Raw genomic sequence first — 18,576 nt, forward strand, 5'->3', positions numbered from 1 at the left:
CAAACAGGACGTTCGTCCTGTTCGAGTTTTGCCACCGCCTCCGGTCGGCAAGTTTCGTGTTCCTATCGCATGTTCCGATCGGGTTGAAAGACCCGATCGGAAGAAACATGCGACACTTTCAATTCCGGAGGATGATCTTGTCCGAAAAGTCTGCAACTTTCGGGACCATCCTCTAGAACGAGGCCCCTCGCCCCGTCCATGCGTCAAATGTCAGCGGTACGGCGCATCCAGCGAGATGTTGCGCGCGAGTTCGCGCTCCCAGCGGTCGCCATTGGCCAGCAGCTTGTCCTTGTCGTAATAAAGTTCCTCGCGCGTCTCGGTCGCGAATTCGAAATTCGGCCCCTCGACGATGGCGTCGACCGGGCAGGCCTCCTGGCAGAAGCCGCAATAGATGCACTTCACCATGTCGATGTCGTAGCGCACGGTCCGGCGGGTGCCGTCATTGCGGCGCGGGCCGGCCTCGATGGTGATGGCCTGCGCCGGGCAGATCGCCTCGCACAATTTGCAGGCGATGCAGCGTTCCTCGCCGTTCGGATAGCGGCGCAACGCATGCTCGCCGCGGAAGCGCGGGCTGGTCGGCCCCTTCTCATGCGGATAGTTGATCGTCTCCTTCGGCGCGAAGAACTGGCGCATCGACAGGAAGAAGGCGCTGACGAAGTCTTGCAGGAGCAGCGATTTTGCGGCTTGGGATAGAGCGGACATCACGCAAACCCCGTGATCTTGAGGAACGCGGCGACAATCACCACCATCGCCAGCGAGATCGGCAGGAACACCTTCCAGCCCAACCGCATCAGCTGGTCGTAGCGGTAGCGCGGCACGAAGGCCTTCACCATGGAAATCATGAAGAACACCAGGCAGACCTTGAGCACGAACCAGATCAGACCCGGCACCCAGGTGAAGGGAGCGAAGTCGAAGGGTGGCAGCCAGCCGCCGAGGAACAGGATGGTGGCCAGCGCGCACATCAGCACGATGGCGACATATTCGCCGAGGAAGAACAGCAGGAACGGCGTCGACGAATACTCGACCATATGGCCGGCGACGAGTTCCGATTCGGCCTCCACAAGGTCGAAAGGCGGCCGGTTCGTCTCGGCCAGCGCCGAGATGAAGAAGATGACGAACATCGGAAACAGCGACAGCCAATGCCAGTCGAGGAAGGTGTTGGGCAGGCCAACCCGCGTGCCCAGCCCATCCTGCTGCGACAGCACGATGTCGGACAGGTTGAGCGAGCCGACGCAAAGCAGCACGGTGACGATGACGAAGCCGATCGAGACTTCGTAGGACACCATCTGTGCCGCCGAGCGCAGCGCGCCGAGGAACGGATATTTCGAGTTGGACGCCCAGCCGCCCATGATCACGCCATAGACCTCGAGCGAGGAGATTGCGAAGACGTAGAGGATGCCGACATTGATGTTGGCGATCGCCCAGCCGTCGCTGACCGGGATCACCGCCCAGGCCGAGATCGCCAGCACCGCCGACACCAGCGGCGCCAGGAGAAAAACGCCCTTGTTGGCGCCGGACGGGATCACCGGCTCCTTGAACACGAACTTCAGAAGGTCGGCGAAAGCCTGCAGCGTGCCCCATGGGCCGACGACGTTCGGGCCGCGGCGCAACTGCACCGCCGCCCAGATCTTGCGGTCGGCATACAGAATGTAGGCGACGAAGATCAACAGCACGACGATCAGCACGACCGACTTCAACAGGATGATCAGCGCCGGCAGCACGTAGAAGGAGAAGAAGGTGTCCATGCTTATTCCGCCGCCTGCCTGAAGCCGTTTTTCGCCAGCGCCGAGCATTCCGCCATCACGGCGGAAGCCCGCGCGATCGGGTTGGTCAGGTAGAAATCCTTGACCGGCGAGGTGAAGCTGCCCTTGTTCAGCCGCCCGCCGAGCTTCGCCACCTTGGCGACATCGTCGGCGTTGCCGGCTGCGACCTGGTCGATGCTGGCGAGATGCGGAAATTCCGAATAGAGTTTTGCGCGAAGCTGCGGCAGCGAATCGAACGGCAGCTTGTTGCCCAGCACATCCGACAGCGCCCGCAGGATCGCCCAGTCCTCGCGCGCATCGCCCGGCGCGAAGCCGGCACGGTTGGTCTGCTGCACGCGGCCCTCGGTGTTGACGTAGGTGCCCGATTTTTCGGTATAGGCGGCGCCTGGCAGGATGACGTTGGCGCGGTGCGCGCCCTGGTCGCCATGCGTGCCGATATAGACGACGAAGGCGCCCCCGGTCTTGGCCATGTCGATCTCGTCGGCGCCGAGCAGGAACAGCACGTCCATGTCGCCCAACATGCCGGCGACGTTCTTGCCGCCCTCGCCCGGCACGAAGCCGACATCGAGACCGCCGACACGCCCCGCCGCGGTGTGCAGCACGGCAAAGCCGTTCCAGTCGGACCGCGCGGCATTGACGGCGGTGGCAAGCTTGGCCGCCTGGCCAAGCACGGCCGCGCCGTCTGAACGTGCCAAGGCACCTTGGCCGACGATAATAAGCGGATGCGTCGCCTTCTTCAGCACCTGGAAGAACTTGCCATTGCCGTCGGCCAGATCTTTCAGCGATTCCGGTCCGGCGCCGAGCTGCTCATAGTCGTAGCGCGTGTCGCCGACATCGCCGATGACGCCGACCGGCAAATTGCCGACCCGCCACCGCTTGCGGATGCGGGCGTTGAGCAAGGAGGCCTCGAAGCGCGGATTGGCGCCGATGATCAACACCGCGTCGGCCTGCTCGATGCCCTCGATGGTGGGATTGAAGATATAGCTTGCCCGGCCGAGCGACGGATCGAGTGCCGCGCCATCCTGGCGGCAGTCGGTGTTCTTCGAGCCGAGCGAGGCCATCAGCAGCTTCAGCGCATAAATTTCCTCAACGGCGGCGAGATCGCCTGATATGGCGCCAATCTTTTCGGGCGATGTCTTCGACACCGCCTCCTTGATCGCGGAAAATGCCTCTGCCCAGCTTGCCGGCACCAGCCTGCCATCCTTGCGCACATAAGGGCGGTCGAGGCGCTGGGTGCGCAAGCCGTCCCAGATGAAGCGGGTCTTGTCGGAAATCCACTCCTCGTTCACCGCCTCGTTGGTACGCGGCAGGATGCGCATCACTTCGCGGCCTCTGGAATCGACACGGATCGCCGAGCCGACGGCATCCATCACATCGATGGATTCGGTCTTGGTCAGTTCCCACGGCCGCGCCTGGAAGGCGTAAGGCTTGGAGGTCAGCGCGCCGACCGGGCAAAGGTCGATGACGTTGCCCTGCAGCTCCGAGGTCATCGCGCTTTCGAGATAGGTGGTGATCTCGGCGTCCTCGCCTCGGCCGATCAGGCCGAGCTCGGATATGCCGGCGATTTCGGTGGTGAAACGGACGCAGCGCGTGCAATGGATGCAGCGGTTCATGATCGTCTTGACTAGAGGCCCGATATACTTGTCTTCGACCGCCCGCTTGTTCTCGTGATAGCGCGAGGAATCGACACCGAACGCCATCGCCTGGTCCTGCAGGTCGCACTCGCCGCCCTGGTCGCAGATCGGGCAATCCAACGGATGGTTGATCAGCAGGAATTCCATCACGCCTTCCCTGGCCTTCTTGACCATCGGCGTGTTGGTGAAGATTTCCGGCGTTTCGCCGTTCGGGCCGGGGCGCAGATCGCGCACGCCCATGGCGCAGGACGCCTGCGGCTTGGGCGGCCCGCCCTTCACCTCGATCAGGCACATGCGGCAATTGCCGGCGATCGACAACCGCTCATGGAAGCAGAAGCGCGGCACTTCCGCGCCAGCGTCCTCGGCTGCCTGCAGCAGCGTGTAGTGGTCGGGTACAGTGATCTCTTTCCCGTCGACCTTGAGCTTTGCCATGTCGTCTCAAACCCCTGCGGACGCTCCGCAATCTTTCTTTCCAGGTGCGGCCGAAACCGCGCCCGGCATTGAATTCAATGTTTGGCCCTGGCCAACGCCGCCGCCTGGCCAAGCCAGTCGTCGCGATCGATGCGGCCCTTGAACGACAGATAATCGTCGACCCAGGCGATCTCTTCCGGCGTCCATGCCGCGATCTGGCCGAACGTCCAGATGCCCAAGCCGTTCAGCACCTTTTCCAGCTTCGGCCCGATGCCCGATATCGCCTTGAGGTCGGCCGGCTTTGCCGGACGGTCCATGGCCTTGGGCTGCTTGAAATCCTCGGGCATCAACCCGGCGGGTGCGGCATCCACATCCGCCACGTTACGTGCATCATCCATGCTGTTCGCCGCTATGTCATTCACGTCCCTGGCGAAGGACTGCGCCTCGGCGATCAAGGTTTTCGCCGCCGCGCGCGCCTTGGTCGAGGAGCTCGTTCCTGTTTCCGAAAAGCGTTCGGTCCTGGTCTCGAAATCGTCGACGATCGGCTGGAAAAGCCGCTGCGAAGCCTCGGCGGCGCCCGAGAGCGCACCCATCCACACGCCAAAGGCGTGGTTGGCAAGCCCGATGCCAAGCGCCGACATCGCTGCCGCACCCGCGACAGGGTGCGCCAAGAGATTGACGGCGCTCGCCATCTCCTTCGGCATCATCCTGGTCAGATCCTGGTTCATCTTCTCGAACGGGTCCAAATCTGGCATCAAATGATCGGGTCTCGAATACAGCGACATAGGTGGTCTCCTGGTCGATTCTTCCGTTTGCCCCGAGCCTGTTTCCTCAAATCGGGCCTTTTGCCCGTATTCCAAATCGGGCGTCAGCCCGTATTTCGAATTCTTACTCCGCCGCCGCCATCACCGGCTCTGCCCGGTGCGCGTTGCGCGAAAACTCGTCGATGCGCCGCTCCACCTCGCCGCGGAAATGCCGCATGAGGCCCTGGATCGGCCACGCCGCCGCATCGCCCAGCGCGCAGATCGTGTGGCCTTCGACCTGTTTGGTCACGTCGAGCAGCATGTCGATCTCGCGCTTCTGCGCTTCGCCGCGCACCAGCCGCTCCATCACCCGCCACATCCAGCCGGTGCCTTCGCGGCACGGCGTGCACTGGCCGCAGCTCTCGTGCTTGTAGAAGTAGGAAAGCCGCGCGATCGCCTTCACGATATCGGTCGACTTGTCCATGACGATGACAGCCGCCGTGCCGAGGCCCGATTTCAGGTCACGCAACGCATCGAAATCCATCGGCGCGTCGATAATCTGCTCCGCCGGCACCAGCGGCACCGAAGCGCCGCCCGGAATGACCGCCAGGAGATTGTCCCAGCCGCCGCGAATGCCGCCGCAATGCGTCTCGATCAGCTCGCGGAACGGGATCGACATCGCCTCTTCGACGGTGCACGGATTGTTAACGTGGCCGGAGATGCAGAACAGCTTGGTGCCGACATTGTTGGGCCGGCCGAAGGACGAGAACCAGGCCGCGCCGCGGCGCAGGATGGTCGGCGCCACGGCGATCGACTCGACATTGTTGACCGTCGTCGGGCAGCCATAGAGGCCGACATTAGCCGGGAATGGCGGCTTCAGCCGCGGCTGGCCCTTCTTGCCCTCGAGGCTTTCGAGCAGCGCCGTTTCCTCGCCGCAGATATAGGCGCCGGCGCCGTGATGCATGTAGATGTCGAAATCGTAGCCGGAGGTGTTGTTCTTGCCGATCAGCTTGGCCTCATAGGCCTCGTCGATGGCGCGCTGCAGCGCCTCGCGCTCACGGATGAACTCGCCGCGCACGTAGATGTAGGCGGCAACCGCCCCCATGGCGAAGCCGGCGATCAGGCAGCCTTCAACCAGCGTATGCGGGTCATGGCGCAATATGTCGCGATCCTTGCAGGTGCCGGGCTCGGATTCGTCGGCATTGACGACGAGATAGCTCGGCCGGCCGTCGCTCTGCTTGGGCATGAACGACCATTTCAGCCCGGTCGGGAAGCCGGCGCCGCCGCGTCCGCGCAAGCCTGATGCCTTCATCTCGTTGACGATCCAATCGCGCCCCTTGGCGATGATGCCTGGCGTATTGTCCCAGGCGCCGCGCGCCATCGCGCCGGCCAGCGACTTGTCGAAGCGGCCGTAGATGTTGTTGAAGATGCGGTCTCTGTCCTGAAGCATTGTTCGTTCCTCAGACCGGCTTCTTGCCGAAGACGCGGATATATTCGGCGACCCCGCCCTTGGCGAGCGCCTTGGCCTGCTTGACCCAGTCTTCGCGCTCGATGCGGCCGTGGAAGCTGAGATAGCCATCCACCCAGTCGCGCTCGGCCTTCTTCCAGGACGCGACCTGCGTGTAAGTGAAGATGCCCAGCGAATGCAGAATGCCTTCGATCTTCGGGCCGACGCCCGAGATCAGCTTGAGGTCGTCGACCAGCGATGGCTTTGCGATGCCGGCCGGGCGGTTCTTGTCCTCGAGCGAGGGCTTGCCCGTCTTGGCACTGGTCGTCTTGGCATTGGTCGTCTTGGCGGCCGCGCCGAGCTGCGCGCCCTTGGCTTCCGGCGCCTTGAAAGCAGCCGCTGGCTCAGCCTTGGTCTTGGGACCGCTGCGCTGTTTAGAGACCTTTTCGACCTCCGGCGCGGCCTTGTTGGCGTTGGCCGCCGAATGCCGCGGCGCGGCGACGCTCGCCGCCTTCTCCGCGGCCGGCGCCACCTTGACCGGCGAAGGCGACTTCAGCGCCGGGCTGGTTTCGGGCGCATCGGTCTTCGGCTTGCTGGCTTTCGACGGTGCAACGGGGGCAGCCGGTGCCTGCGCAACCGTAGCGACTATGGCCTCCGGCGCTGCCTGGGCGGCTTTCGCTGCCGCCTTGGCTCCCCTGTCGCGAGTCGTCTTCAAAATTGCCTTTTCGCTCTTCAGCGTCGTCAGACCGGTAATCGGCTCGGACGTGATGCGGCCATTCTGCGGCCCCGGCATCACCGAGGCGCCCTTGCCGGCATCATAGAGGTCGATGATCTCGGCGAGCCGCTCCGGCGTCAGGTCCTCGAACGTGTCCTTGAAAATCATCACCATCGGCGCGTTGACGCAGGCGCCGAGGCATTCGACCTCTTCCCACGACAGCGTGCCCTTGTCGTTGGTGTGGAACTGGTCGTGATGGATTTTCGAGCGGCAGACATCCATCAGCGCTTCCGAGCCGCGCAGCATGCAGGGCGTGGTGCCGCAGACCTGGATATGCGCGCGGGTGCCGACCGGATTGAGCTGGTACTGCGTGTAGAAGGTCGCGACTTCGAGCCCTCTGATGTAGGGCATGCCGAGCATGTCGGAGATCGTCTCGATCGCCGCCTTGGTCACCCAGCCTTCCTGCTCCTGCGCCAGCATCAGCAAGGGGATGATCGCCGACTGCTCGCGGCCCTTCGGATACTTCTTGATCCATTGCTTCGCCGCTGCCGCATTCGCCCGGTTGAAGGCGAAGGCGGCTGGCTGGAGGCTGGCTTCTGCGAGACGGCGGACTGACATTTAGCGATCGACCTCACCAAACACGATGTCGAGGGAGCCAAGCACGGCGGTGACGTCGGCCAGCATGTGGCCCCGACACAGGAAATCCATGGCCTGGAGATGCGCGAAGCCGGGCGCGCGCAGCTTGCAGCGGTAGGGCTTGTTGGTGCCGTCCGAGACCAGATAGACGCCGAACTCACCCTTCGGCGCTTCGACCGCCGCATAGACCTCGCCCGCCGGCACGCGGTAGCCTTCGGTGTAGAGCTTGAAATGATGGATCAGCGCTTCCATCGAGCGCTTCATTGCCTGGCGTTTTGGCGGCACAACCTTGCCGTCGAGGTTCGACACCGGCCCGCTGCCTTCCTTGCCGAGCAGCACGTCGACGCACTGGCGCATGATCTTGGCCGACTGGCGCATCTCTTCCATGCGCACGAGGTAACGATCGTAGCAATCGCCGTTCTTGCCGACCGGAATGTCGAAATCCATCTCGGCATAGCATTCATAGGGCTGCGACTTGCGCAGGTCCCAGGCGACGCCCGAACCACGCACCATGACGCCCGAAAAGCCCCAGGCCCAGGCGTCGGCCAGCGACACCGTGCCGATATCGACATTGCGCTGCTTGAAGATACGGTTTCCGGTGAGCAGTGCGTCGAGGTCGTCGAGCGATTTCAGGAACGGATCGATCCACTTGCCGATATCCTCGACCAGCTTCTGCGGCAGGTCCTGATGGACGCCGCCGGGCCGGAAATAGGCCGCATGCATGCGCGAGCCGCTGGCCCGTTCATAGAACACCATCAGCTTTTCGCGCTCGACGAAGCCCCAGAGAGGCGGCGTCAGCGCGCCGACATCCATCGCCTGCGTCGTCACATTGAGGATGTGCGACATGATGCGGCCCATCTCGCTGTACAGCACGCGGATGAGCTGGCCGCGCTTCGGCACCTCTATGCCGAGCAGCCGCTCTGCGGCCAGCGCGAAGGCATGCTCCTGGTTCATCGGCGCGCAATAGTCGAGCCGATCGAGATAAGGCACGGCCTGCAGATAGGTTTTGGCTTCGATCAGCTTTTCCGTGCCGCGATGCAACAGCCCGATATGCGGATCGACGCGATCGACGACCTCGCCATCGAGCTCCAGCACGAGGCGCAAAACGCCATGCGCCGCCGGATGTTGCGGGCCGAAATTGATGTTGAAGTTGCGAACGGAGGTTTCAGCCACGGCTTATGCGTCTCCAGGCCATTTCTTGAAGGCCAAAACCCACAAAAGAACGAAATTCAGAAGCGGCACAACCATCAGGATACTTAGCGCGGACGGCCAACCAGCCCTCGGAAAGATCCGCCAGTACGGCACGATCAGTAATGCGCAAAAAATCAATAAGATAAGCCAATGAAAAACCGAGAAGCTGCCCATCTGTTCCCCCTCACTGCTTCGCCTTCTCGTCGCCTGGCAGGGCGTAATCCGTCCCTTCCCATGGCGAGAGAAAATCGAAATTGCGGAATTCCTGCTTCAACTCCACCGGCTCATAGATGACCCGCTTGGCCTCGTCGTCGTAGCGCACCTCGACGAAACCCGTCAGCGGAAAATCCTTGCGCAGCGGATGACCCTCGAAGCCGTAATCGGTCAAAATCCGCCGCAGATCGGGATGGCCTGAGAACAGCACGCCATAGAGATCGTAGGTTTCGCGTTCGAACCAGTCGGCGCCGGGGTAAACGCCGGTGATCGACGGCACCACCGTCTCCTCGTCGGCCTGGACCTTGATGCGGATGCGAATATTCTGCTTCGGCGACAGCAGGTGATAGACGACGTCGAAGCGCTTGGCCCGCGACGGATAATCGGCGCCGCATACGTCGATGATCGAGATGAACTGGCAGTTTTTATCGTCGCGCAGGAAGGTCACCACCTCGATCAGATCGTGCGGCTCGACAGAGATGGTGAGTTCGCCGTAGGCAAACACTGCATCGCCGACCCGGCCGCTCAGCTTCTCGCCCAGATAGGTCGAGAGTTCATTCAACGACAGCTTCATCATCCCGCTCACCGCTCGATCGTGCCGGTGCGGCGGATCTTCTTTTGCAACAGAAGGATGCCGTAGAGCAGCGCTTCCGCACTCGGCGGACAACCGGGCACATAGATGTCGACCGGCACGACGCGGTCGCAGCCGCGCACCACCGAATAGGAATAGTGGTAGTAGCCGCCGCCATTGGCGCAGGAGCCCATTGAGATGACGTAGCGCGGCTCCGGCATCTGGTCGTAGACCTTGCGCAGCGCCGGCGCCATCTTGTTGGTCAGCGTGCCGGCGACGATCATGATGTCGGACTGGCGCGGAGACGCGCGAGGAGCAACACCGAACCTCTCCGAGTCATAGCGCGGCATCGAGGTATGGATCATCTCGACCGCGCAGCAGGCGAGACCGAAGGTCATGAACATCAGCGAGCCGCTGCGCGCCCAGGTGATCAGCGCCTCGGTCGAGGTGACGAGAAAACCCTTGTCGGCAAGCTCGTTGTTGATTTCGAGGAAGAAGGGATCATTCGCCCCCACCGGCTTTCCAGTGCTGGGGTCGAGAATACCTTTTGGCTTAGGCGCGACGAGCGTGCCGGAATTGTCGCTCAATCCCATTCCAGCGCTCCTTTCTTCCATTCATAGGCAAAGCCGATGGTCAGCACCGCCAGGAACACCATCATCGACCAGAAACCGAGCATGCCGACCTGGCTGAAGGACACTGCCCACGGAAACAGGAAGGCCACTTCCAGATCGAAGATGATGAACAGGATCGACACCAGGTAGAAGCGGATGTCGAACTTCATGCGGGCGTCGTCGAACGAGTTGAAGCCGCACTCGTAGGCGGAAAGCTTTTCCGGATCGGGATTGCGGTAGGCCACCAGGAACGGCGCCGCAAGCAGCGCCAGGCCGACGACCAGCGCCACGCCGATGAACAGGACGATGGGCAGGTACGAACTCAACAATGCGTTCATGCTGCAGCTTTCCGTTGGCGGCCAATCCACTCTGATTACAGCACCGGACCCACTTGCGGAAGCGCGACAGTTTAACCACTGAACCGTTTTAGGAGGCTCTATGCTGCAACGCGGCGAGGGTTAGCGCAGCGCTTTCGGCGAAGCAAGTCAAACCTTGTTCAAAACACGGGTGCCGGACGGCATATCCGGATAAACTGGTCCGATCCGCTCCTGTTTGATTTCCTTCATTTTTTACTCCACTTTTCTCTCCTGACATAGATGCCGCCAAAACCCTGCTAGCATGGCGCGGAATCATCGCTCCCACCTTGGTCGAACGCCAACAGAGTGCCGTCTGCATGAAGGAAAAGATCTCGCTCGCCATGGCCCGGCGCATCGCGCTTGCCGCACAGGGGTTTGCCGATCCTCGCCCTAACAGCACTCCCGATCGCCGCCATCTGGCACGTGTGCTCGCCCGGACCGGCCTGCTGCAGATCGATTCCGTCAGCGCGGTGGTGCGCGCCCATTATATGCCGCTCTATTCGCGGCTTGGCCCCTACCCGCTTGCGCTGCTCGACAACGCCGCCGTGACGCGCAAGCGCAGGGTCTTCGAGTATTGGGCGCACGAAGCCTCCTTTCTGCCGGTCGAGACCTATCCACTGATGCGCTGGCGCATGGAGCGGGCCGAACGTGGCGAGGAAATGTATAACGGGCTGGCCAAGTGGGGGCGCGAACGCGCCGCTTACATTGAAGATATTTACCGCGAGGTTGTGTCGCGCGGGCCGATCGCCGCATCGGCTCTTGAAGGCCAGAAGGGCTCGGGCGGCTGGTGGGGCTGGAGCGACGCCAAACACGCGTTCGAATGGCTGTTCTGGGCCGGCCGTATCACCACGGCGTCGCGTCGTGGCTTCGAGCGACTTTATGATCTACCGGAGCGCGTACTGCCGCCGGCGATACTTGGCCTGCCGGTGCCCTCGCCTGAGGATGCGCACCGCGAATTGCTGCGCATCTCCGCCCGCGCCCATGGCGTCGCGACAGCGGGCGACCTGCGCGACTATTTCCGTCTCTCGCCGGCCGACATCAAGGGCCGCATCGAGGAACTGGTCGAGGCGGGCGATCTTTTGCCGGTTCGCGTCGAAGGCTGGGACAAGCCTGCCTATCTTCACAAGGACGCCCGTTTTCCGCGCAAGATTGAGGCACGCGCGCTGCTCGCCCCGTTCGATCCGGTTGTCTTCGAACGGACGCGTACGGAAAGACTGTTCGACTTCCGCTATCGCATCGAGATCTACACGCCGGCCGAAAAGCGCCAATACGGCTATTACGTGCTGCCGTTCCTGGTCGGCGAAAGGATCGTGGCGCGCATCGACCTCAAGGCAGACCGCCCCGCCGACGTGCTGCGCGTCCATGCCGCCTATGCCGAACCCGGCGCCCCGCCGCAAACCGCCGCCGAACTCTTCGAGGAGTTGAAGCTGATGCAGGGTTGGCTCGGGCTCGAACGCATCGAGGTGACGCCTGCGGGTGACCTGGGCCAACCGCTTGCCGACGTTGCCGCGTCGTAGACGTGCGTTGACACCGCTGCCCACAAGAGCCTAAATCCGGTCCAGACGGTCCCCTGCCCGCAACGGCAAGGGCCAAGAGGGAATGCGGTGCGAAATCCCGATTTCAAATCCGCGGCTGTCCCCGCAACTGTAAGCGACGAGCCAAGGCCGAAAACCACTGGGACGGTCCCGGGAAGGCGGCACCAAGGCGATGACCCGCGAGCCAGGAGACCTGCCGTCTAGGACAAAGTATCCGATCGCCTGGCGGGTTTTCCGGGCAAGGAGCCTGATTTGGAACGCGACAGCAGTTTTTCGGCTGAGACAGCGGACATATTGTCCGGCGACAGTGATGCCTTGGCCGGCGTCACGGTGATCGTCTGCGCCTCCTGCCGCGATGAAACCGGCTCCGATGGCCATCCTCGCGCCGGCGAACTGCTTGCCGAAGACACGCGCCGCGCCGCTTCCGGCGAAAATATCCGTATCCGTACCGTCGAATGCCTCGGCAACTGCAAGCGCCGGCTCAGCGCCGCGATTTTGCGCGATGGCTGCTGGAGCTATGTCTTCGGCGACCTGACCGCGACAAGCGGCGCCGATCTCGTCGCCGGCGCAAAGCTCTTCGCCACCTCGACGGACGGCCTCATTCCTTGGCGCGGCCGCCCCGATTGCCTGAAGCGCGGCCTCGTTGCCCGCATCCCTCCCCTCGACCTTTTGAAGGACCTGACATGACCGCTTCCGTCTCCCGCGTGCCCTGCACCGTCGTCACCGGCTTCCTCGGCGCCGGCAAGACGACGCTCATCCGCCATCTGCTCGAAAACGCCGGGGGCAAGCGTCTGGCCATCATCGTCAACGAATTCGGCGACGTCGGCATCGATGGCGAGATCCTCAAGGGCTGCGGCATCGACACCTGTCCTGAGGAAAACGTCGTCGAGCTGGCCAATGGCTGCATCTGCTGCACCGTCGCCGACGATTTCGTCCCGGCGCTCGACCAGATCCTGTCGCTGTCGCCGAGGGTCGACCATATCCTGATCGAAACCTCCGGCCTCGCTTTGCCCAAGCCGCTAGTCCAGGCCTTTCAGTGGCCGACAGTGAAAAGCCGCGTGACAGTCGACGGCGTCATCGCCGTGGTCGACGGACCGGCGTTGGCCGAAGGCCGTGTCGCCAACGATATGGACGCCTTGCAGGCGCAACGGGCTCAGGACGAGACCCTCGACCACGACGATCCGGTCGAGGAGGTGTTCGAGGATCAGCTCGCCTGTGCCGACCTGATCATATTGTCGAAGAGCGATTTGATGGACGCCGCCGGCTCGGCCCGCGCCAATGCCATCATCGGCGAGCACGCCGCGCGCGCCGTCAAGATCGTGCCGACCTCGCAGGGCAAGGTCGATCCATCTGTGCTGCTCGGTCTCGGCCTCGCCGTCGAGGACGACATCGAGAACCGCAAGACCCACCACGACGACGAACTCGACCACGAGCATGACGATTTCGACTCCTTCGTTATCGACATCGCCTCCGTCTCCAACCCGGACGAGTTGGCAAAACGCGTCGCCACCGCTGCTGAGGAAGAAAACGTGCTGCGCGTGAAAGGCTTCGTCGAGGTCGGCGGCAAGCCGATGCGGCTCCTGCTGCAGGCCGTCGGCCCGCGCGTCAATCACTATTACGACCGCGCCTGGACCGCTGAGGACGACCGCCGCTCGCGCCTCGTCGTCATCGGCCTGAAAGGGCTGAACCGCCCGGCGATCGAACGTATCCTCGCCGGCTGAGGCAAAGCACAAACCGCGATGCACATCCTCACCACAACATCCGCCTCGCTCGACGATCTCGCCGAGCTGGTCGATCTCAGGCAGACGCCGGCGGACATCGTGGCGCTGTCCTTCACCGACAGCGATCTGGCCGGGTTGGCGGCGGCGTGGAAGGCGGATGCGGATCGCCTGCCATCGATGCGGCTGGCGGCTTTGCGCGATCTGCGCCATCCGATGTCCGTCGATCTCTGGATCGACAGTGTCGCCCGGCACGCCAAGGTTATTCTGGTTCGCATTCTCGGTGGCTACGACTGGTGGCGCTACGGCTGCGACCAGCTTGCCTCGACTGCGCGCGAGCGCGGCATAAAACTGGCGCTGCTGCCCGGCGAATGTCGCGATGAGGATCTGCGGCTGATCGAAGGCTCGACGCTGCCGCGCGAGGAGCTCGACGCGCTGCTCGGCTATTTCCGCGAGGGCGGGCCGGCAAATATGAAGGCGCTGGTGCAGAGGCTGGCGCGACTGGCGGGTTCGGATACGGCGGTTGACGAGCCGGTCAGCGTGCCGAAAGCGGGCTACTACGAGCCGGGCCGCGGTGTCGTCCCCCTCCCCCTCGTGGGGAGGGTCCGGCCGCAGGCCGGGGGGGGGGTCCTCTCTGAAGCGCGCCGACAGAAAACGACGCCGAGCGCTGCCGCAACGACCCCACCCGGCCCTGCGGGCCACCCTTCCCACGAGGGGGATGGGGACGTCGTGCCAATTCTATTTTACCGCTCGATGCTGCTGGCCGCAGATGTCGCGCCCATCGACGCCCTTTTTGAGGCGCTCAGGCAGCGTGGCATGGCCCCTGCCCCTATCTTCGTATCCAGCCTAAAAGACCCGGCATCGCTCGCTTTTGTCGAAACCGCACTGGCCGCGCTGAAGCCTGCCGCCATCATCACCGCCACGGCCTTCGCCTCCGGCGCCGAACCCGGCATCGAAACCCTGTTCGACCGCACCGGAGTGCCGGTGTTCCAGGTCATCGTCGCCACGACGCGCCGTGACATTTGGCAAGAGAACCAGCGTGGCCTGGCGCCAGCCGACCTCGCCATGCATGTCGTGTTGCCGGAGCTCGACGGCCGCATCCTTGCCGGCGCCATTTCCTTCAAGGGCGAAAGCGAGACCGACCCGGCATTGGCCTTCCGCGCCTTCGCCAACCGGCCGGAGCCGGATCGCATCGCGCAGGTGGCGAACCGTGTCGAAGCCTTCATCCGCCTGCAGCGAACGCCGCGCGCGGAGCGCAAGCTCGCCATCCTGATCCCCGACTATCCGAGCGCCCCCGGCCGCACCGGCTATGCCGTCGGCCTCGACGTGCCGTCCAGCGTGCTGGCCATGCTGCACGACCTGAGCGAACAGGGCTACGCCGTTGAAGGAATTCCGCAAACGCCGCGTGATTTGCTGGAGAGGCTGGAGCTTGGAAACCATGGCCTCGCCTTGCGAGATTACCTCGCGTTTTCGATCGAACTGCCCGAAGCTGCGCACAACGCTGTGGAGGCTGCGTGGGGTAGAGCTAATGACGAAGCTAACCTCAATGCGCCCCCCTCTGTCCTGCCGGACATCTCCCCCACTTGGGGGGAGATTGGCAGATCCATTGCCGGCTCTCTTCCTGCAGTGTTGGAGATTGGCGAAAGCAGAGATGAGGGCGCAATCTCCCCCCAAGTGGGGGAGATGTCCGGCAGGACAGAGGGGGGCGCGAAGGAACACCAACATTCGAGTCCGGCAACCAACAGGCAATTCCCCTTCCGCGCCGCCACCTTCGGCAACATCACCGTGGCGCTCGCCCCCGATCGCGGGCGCTCAGTCGACCGTCGCGCCGACTATCACGACCCGACGCTGCCGCCGCGCCATGCGCTGATCGCCTTTGGTCTCTGGCTGCGCAAGTCGCTCGGCATCCACGCCCTCGTCCATGTCGGCGCCCATGGCACGCTGGAATGGCTGCCCGGCAAGACGGTGGCGCTGAGCGAAACCTGTTTTCCGGAGATCGTCACCGGTCCGCTGCCCGTCATCTATCCCTTCATCGTCTCCAACCCGGGAGAGGCAGCGCAAGCCAAGCGGCGCATTGCCGCTGTCACCCTCGGCCATCTGCCGCCGCCGCTGACCGGCGCCGGGTTGGACGAGAGCCAGCACAAGCTTGAGCGGCTGGTCGACGAATATGCCCAGGCCGACGGTCTCGACCGCCGCCGCCGCGACCGTCTGGCGAAGCTGATCGTCGAAACCGCGCAAAAGACCGGCCTCGCTTCCGAGGCCGGCGTTGCCAAAACCGACGCGCCCGACGAAGCGTTGCGCCGCATAGACGCCTGGCTCTGCGATCTCAAGGATTTCGCCATCAAGGACGGCCTTCATATCTATGGCCGCTCGCCCAGGGGGGAAGGCGCGGGCGAGGCCGATCCGCAGCGCGAGCAGAGTGCGGCGGCCGAGAAGGCAGCACTGCTTGGCGCCCTCGACGGCCGCCATGTGGCTGCCGGACCGGCCGGTGCGCCGGCGCGCGGCCGGCGCGATGTGCTGCCGACCGGCCGCAACCTGTTCACATCAGACCCGCGTACCATGCCGACGCCGACATCCTTCGATCTCGGCAGGGCGGCGTCCGACGAGGTCTTGCGCAGCTACACGCAATCGCATGGCGACTGGCCGCGCTCGCTTGTCATCGACCTCTGGGGCTCGGCCTCGCTGCGCACCGGCGGCGAGGAGATCGCGCAGGGCCTGGCGCTGATGGGCTGCCGGCCGCAATGGGATTCCGCCACCGGCCGCGTCACCGGCATCGAGGTGCTGCCGCCGGCCACGCTCGGCCGCCCGCGCGTCGATGTCACCTGGCGCATATCAGGCCTGTTCCGCGACATGTTCCCGACCCAGATCGCGCTGATCGACGCTGCCGCCAACGCCGTCGCCGCCCGCGACGAGGACTCTTCGGAAAACCCGCTCGCGGCAAGGACCCGAGCGGATGGCAAGATCAGCCCGCGCATTTTCGGCACCTCGCCCGGCACTTACGGCGCCGGCGTCGAGGATTTATTGTCGAGCGGCGACTGGGCCGCGCGCGAAGAGATCGGCCGCGCCTACCTCGACGCCACCTCGCATGCCTATGGCGGCGGCGAGGGCGAAGGCGTCTCAGCGCCCGGCGCGTTCGAGGATCGTATCGCCGAGGCCGACCTTCTCGTCCATACGGGAGACGACCCCGGCCGCGACATTCTCGAAGGTTCCGCCGACGTCGCCTTCATCGGCGGATTTTCGGCAGCGCTCGCGGCGCTCGGCAGGAACGCCGACGTCATCGTGCTCGACACCACGGACCCACAGAAGCCGAGGCCGCGCTCGGTCGGAGAAGCCGTTTCCCGGGTAGTTCGCGCCCGCGCGGTCAATCCCCGCTTCATATCAGGCCAGATGCGGCACGGGCCGCGCGGTGCTTCGGAATTCGCCGAGACGGTTGACCGGCTGGTCGGCTTTGCCGAGACCACCCGTGCCATCTCGGGCGCACTGATCGAGGCCGTGCATGACGCCTATCTCGGCGATCCCCTGGTACGCGCCTTCATCCTGCGCGAGAATCCTTCCGCCGCGAAAATCATCGCCGAACGCTTCCTGTCGGCACGGCGGCGCGGTCTCTGGCACCCGCTGCGCAATTCCATCGACGACGATCTCGCCGCATTGATTGCCGAAGCACAAGCGCTTGAGGTGGCGGCATGAACGCCTTCTCCCGACGCGGCGCCTGCCCCGCTCTGGCAGCACCGATGCAGACCGGCGACGGCCTTCTGGTGCGGCTCAATCCCATCACTGGAGGGTTGTGGCCGAAGCTGTTGATCGTACTCGGCGAATCCGCGTTGCGGCATGGCAACGGCATCATGGAAGTGACCGCGCGTGGCAGCCTGCAGATACGCGGCCTGACGCCGGCAAGCGCGCGGCTGCTGGCCACGGAGGTCGACGCGCTGGGCATCGCCGTGCGCACCGGCGTGCCGGTGGAGACAGGGCCGCTGGCGGGCTTCGACCCCCAGGAGGTTGCGGACCCGCGCGCCCTGGCAGAGCGGATTCGCAAGGCCATCGAGGACGCCGGGCTGGCGCAACGTCTTGGTCCGAAGGTTTCGGTGATCGTCGATGGTGGTGGACGGCTGACGTTGGATACAGTGATGGCCGATGTCAGGCTGGCTGCGGTGCGGGCCAACGCCAGGATCCAGTGGAACATATCCATTGCCGGAGACGGGCAGAATGCGAAACCGCTCGTCACGGTCGGGGAAGACGCGGCCCGCGACATCGCCGTCGCAATCCTGAGGATGATTGCAGAAAAAGGCCGCGAGGCCCATGCAAGGGATTTGACGGAGAGGCAGCTAAGATCTCTCGAAAGCTGGCATTCCTTCGCGCCCCCCTCTGTCCTGCGCAGGACAGAGGGGGGCGCGACGGAGCGCCAACCCATCGGAGTTTTCGACTTGGCCGCAGCCGGCATCGCCCTCGGCATCGGACTACCCTTCGGCAGTATGCCAGCGCAAAAGCTCATCGACCTCGCACAACACGCCCTCACCCTCGGCGCTACCGAAATCCGCCTGGCGCCGGGCCGCGCGCTGCTTTTCATCGGCCTCTCCCCGACCGACTGCCGCTCGCTCCAGCAAGCAGCAGCCACCCTCGGCTTCGTCACCTCCCCCACCGACCCACGCACCCGCATCGCCGCCTGCCCCGGCATGCCGGCCTGCGCCTCCGGGCGGGTCGCGACGCGCGACATCGCCGAGACCATCGCGGCGGAGAACCGTGACATCCTCGATTCCTCGCTTACGTTGCACATTTCCGGCTGCGCCAAGGGCTGCGCGCATCCCGGCCCGGCGACGCTTACCCTGGTCGGCGGCGAAAACGGAGCCGGACTTGTCGTCAACGGGACGGCGAAGGCCCTTCCCGCCGGATACAGGCCGGGCTATGACGCCGCGCGCGGCATCGGCCGCGTCGCGGCAGCCCTCCGCAGCGCACGACTTCGAGGCGAGACCGCCGCCGCCTGCCTGGCAAGGCTCGGCGCGGCCGGTATCACCGAGGCTTACCGACAGGAATGAGC

Annotated in this window: 15 protein-coding genes and 1 riboswitch; of the genes, 5 read left to right on the forward strand and 10 right to left on the reverse strand. The window is 64.2% G+C overall.

Translation table 11 applies throughout. The features are described 5' to 3' along the window. Nucleotides 1-210: 210 nt before the first annotated feature. The 10 genes from nuoI to IQ26_RS24680 form a co-directional block, all read right to left on the reverse strand. Complete coding sequence (nuoI, locus tag IQ26_RS24630; protein ID WP_027046992.1) at nucleotides 211-702, reverse strand: NADH-quinone oxidoreductase subunit NuoI; 492 nt, start codon at nucleotides 700-702, stop codon at nucleotides 211-213. After that, nucleotides 702-1,745 (reverse strand): NADH-quinone oxidoreductase subunit NuoH, encoded by a 1,044-nt coding sequence (gene nuoH / locus IQ26_RS24635; protein ID WP_145720899.1) that lies wholly within the window; start codon nucleotides 1,743-1,745, stop codon nucleotides 702-704. The genes nuoI and nuoH overlap by 1 nt, the downstream gene beginning before the upstream one ends. A gap of 2 nt (nucleotides 1,746-1,747) precedes the next feature. Beyond that, nucleotides 1,748-3,829 (reverse strand): NADH-quinone oxidoreductase subunit NuoG, encoded by a 2,082-nt coding sequence (gene nuoG, locus IQ26_RS24640; protein WP_145720900.1) that lies wholly within the window; start codon nucleotides 3,827-3,829, stop codon nucleotides 1,748-1,750. 74 nt (nucleotides 3,830-3,903) lie between these two features. Then, entirely contained in the window at nucleotides 3,904-4,593 is a 690-nt protein-coding gene (locus tag IQ26_RS24645; RefSeq protein WP_145720901.1) for an NADH-ubiquinone dehydrogenase, read from the reverse strand. A gap of 103 nt (nucleotides 4,594-4,696) precedes the next feature. Beyond that, nucleotides 4,697-6,001 carry an NADH-quinone oxidoreductase subunit NuoF gene (nuoF, locus tag IQ26_RS24650; protein WP_145720902.1) on the reverse strand — a complete coding sequence of 435 codons (1,305 nt, stop codon included), beginning with the start codon at nucleotides 5,999-6,001 and terminating at the stop codon, nucleotides 4,697-4,699. 10 nt (nucleotides 6,002-6,011) lie between these two features. Continuing rightward, nucleotides 6,012-7,331 (reverse strand): NADH-quinone oxidoreductase subunit E, encoded by a 1,320-nt coding sequence (locus IQ26_RS24655; protein ID WP_145720903.1) that lies wholly within the window; start codon nucleotides 7,329-7,331, stop codon nucleotides 6,012-6,014. Further along, nucleotides 7,332-8,522: an NADH-quinone oxidoreductase subunit D gene (locus IQ26_RS24660; RefSeq protein WP_145720904.1), complete on the reverse strand. Its 1,191-nt coding sequence runs from the start codon at nucleotides 8,520-8,522 to the stop codon at nucleotides 7,332-7,334. A 202-nt stretch (nucleotides 8,523-8,724) separates the two neighbouring features. Continuing rightward, on the reverse strand, nucleotides 8,725-9,327 hold the full coding sequence (locus tag IQ26_RS24670; RefSeq protein ID WP_145720932.1) for an NADH-quinone oxidoreductase subunit C: 603 nt from the start codon (nucleotides 9,325-9,327) through the stop codon (nucleotides 8,725-8,727). An 8-nt stretch (nucleotides 9,328-9,335) separates the two neighbouring features. Then, the gene (locus IQ26_RS24675; RefSeq protein WP_027156092.1) at nucleotides 9,336-9,917 is read right to left on the reverse strand and encodes a NuoB/complex I 20 kDa subunit family protein; all 582 of its coding nucleotides are present in this window, start codon (nucleotides 9,915-9,917) and stop codon (nucleotides 9,336-9,338) included. Continuing rightward, nucleotides 9,908-10,273 (reverse strand): NADH-quinone oxidoreductase subunit A, encoded by a 366-nt coding sequence (locus tag IQ26_RS24680; RefSeq protein ID WP_145720906.1) that lies wholly within the window; start codon nucleotides 10,271-10,273, stop codon nucleotides 9,908-9,910. Before IQ26_RS24680 ends, IQ26_RS24675 begins: the two co-directional genes overlap by 10 nt. A gap of 335 nt (nucleotides 10,274-10,608) precedes the next feature. On the opposite strand from IQ26_RS24680, the gene IQ26_RS24685 reads away from it, so the two are divergent. The 5 genes from IQ26_RS24685 (at nucleotide 10,609) to cobG (ending at nucleotide 18,574) form a co-directional block, all read left to right on the forward strand. After that, entirely contained in the window at nucleotides 10,609-11,808 is a 1,200-nt protein-coding gene (locus IQ26_RS24685) for a winged helix-turn-helix domain-containing protein (RefSeq protein WP_145720907.1), read from the forward strand. 29 nt (nucleotides 11,809-11,837) lie between these two features. Beyond that, nucleotides 11,838-12,041: riboswitch (cobalamin riboswitch) on the forward strand. Between the two features lie 37 nt (nucleotides 12,042-12,078). Next, nucleotides 12,079-12,513, forward strand: coding sequence for a DUF1636 family protein (locus IQ26_RS24690; RefSeq protein WP_145720908.1), 435 nt, complete (start codon nucleotides 12,079-12,081; stop codon nucleotides 12,511-12,513). Beyond that, complete coding sequence (gene cobW, locus IQ26_RS24695; RefSeq protein ID WP_145720909.1) at nucleotides 12,510-13,547, forward strand: cobalamin biosynthesis protein CobW; 1,038 nt, start codon at nucleotides 12,510-12,512, stop codon at nucleotides 13,545-13,547. The genes IQ26_RS24690 and cobW overlap by 4 nt, the downstream gene beginning before the upstream one ends. 18 nt (nucleotides 13,548-13,565) lie before the next feature. Further along, entirely contained in the window at nucleotides 13,566-17,231 is a 3,666-nt protein-coding gene (locus IQ26_RS24700; RefSeq protein WP_145720910.1) for a cobaltochelatase subunit CobN, read from the forward strand. Continuing rightward, entirely contained in the window at nucleotides 17,228-18,574 is a 1,347-nt protein-coding gene (cobG, locus tag IQ26_RS24705) for a precorrin-3B synthase (RefSeq protein ID WP_145720911.1), read from the forward strand. Before IQ26_RS24700 ends, cobG begins: the two co-directional genes overlap by 4 nt. Nucleotides 18,575-18,576: the final 2 nt, after the last annotated feature.

It is taken from the genome of Mesorhizobium tianshanense (genome assembly GCF_007830515.1).
Lineage (GTDB): Bacteria > Pseudomonadota > Alphaproteobacteria > Rhizobiales > Rhizobiaceae > Mesorhizobium > Mesorhizobium tianshanense.